Genomic DNA, 1500 nt, shown 5'->3' on the forward strand with positions numbered 1-1500 from the left:
TAGAAAGTGATATTGGAGTGGAGCCCGAAGATGGCTTCGTTCCCGACGAGGCGGTTGCCTGTCCAGTCTGTTACACCGCCAGAGGGGTGCCAGATATACTGGAAGTCTGGCTGCATGACCCACCAAGGCGTGACCTGCGCCTGATAGGTGAGTTCCAGATGGTTTTCATTACCCTGCACAGGCGCACCAGAGTTACGGTCATACCGCCGCTGGCCAGAAGAAGCCCGGCCAATGCCCCAGCCCAGACCCACCGTATCATTGTCACGCCCCTTGAACGGAGCCTTGAGGTTGATACCCGCATCAATGGCAAAGCTGATCATGTTCCGATCCCCACCATTACCCGTGGCGCGTGCAAAGACACCCACAGACTGCGGAGACTGGAGCGAGGGCCGCCAGATCATCTGGTCAATAATGCCATAGACCATCCAGTTGCCCCGATCCCACCGCGGAATGCCCGTGGTGTCAGCCGCACTCCCCAGTGGCTTGCCCTGATTGTTGTAACGATAATCAGGGAACTTGGCGGTATCGTAATACCCACCCAATTTGTAGATGCCTGGCAGGCCGGGATCCTTGGTGACATGTGACATGTCATCAGGCTGGGGGTTGAGGGCATATTGCAGTTCGGTAATCAGCAGGGCGCCAGTGCCCATGTTGAAGTTGGCGCCATCCTCATCATGGGTATTCTGGTTGGTGGGGTCTGCGCTGTTGCCCCCGTTTTGAATACCAAAGGAGTTGTTGCGGTTGCCCGGCGGGTTATCATCCGCTGCGGCAAACATGAAGGTGAACTTATCTGTTGGACGGTAACGGATACGGATGGCGGGGGAAGAGAGCGGCCAGGATGGCCCACCCGCATACAGGTTGACCGATGGCGCCATGGGCCAGCCGAAGTTGGAGTTCAGATACAACGCCCCGTAATCACTGATCAGGAACTCTGTATCCAGATCCTGCTGCCCGATCTTGACGTCCAGCTTGCCATCCAGAAAAGACTGTTGGTACCACAGCTCGAACAGACGGGTGGAACGATCGGCCTCAAACCCGCTGACGGGGTTGAAGTTGGCCAGATGGTCCTGCGAAATAGAGCGCCCACGCAACTGAAGGGCGCTAACATTGAACGTGCCGCCCTTCAGGCCGATCAGCTTTTCCAGATCCACTGTCAGGGTAGGCATGGTTACCCCATCATAGGCAGGGCCGGTGCCTGATCCACTGGCGCCATCAGCCCCCGAGGCCGAGCCCCCCGTGGCGTTGCCCCACAGTTCATCTATTTCCTGAATGTCAAAGCTGATACCGTGTTTGGCCATCCAGTCACGCGCGCCCCACATGTTGCCCAGCAGGTGGTCGCTCATGTCGGGTGTGTCATCGCCCTTTTTCTCGGCAGCCGCATCTTCGGATGCGCGTTGGGAATCCCGCACCGTGGCCGGGTCAATCTGTTCAATCAAAGGCCCAGAATTGCCTAACCGACGACGATCCTGCTCAATCTGCGTCTCCTCACCATGCGCTAAG

Annotated in this window: 1 protein-coding gene; it reads right to left on the reverse strand. The window is 57.7% G+C overall.

Annotated elements, in window-relative coordinates:
• Positions 1 to 1500, reverse strand: a 1500-nt coding sequence (locus tag FKW19_RS15105; RefSeq protein WP_150176401.1) for a carbohydrate porin, incomplete at both ends; no start/stop codon positions are given.

Origin of the sequence: Acetobacter sp. DmW_125128, from assembly GCF_008704325.1 — a bacterium.
In the GTDB taxonomy this organism is placed as follows: domain Bacteria; phylum Pseudomonadota; class Alphaproteobacteria; order Acetobacterales; family Acetobacteraceae; genus Acetobacter; species Acetobacter oryzifermentans.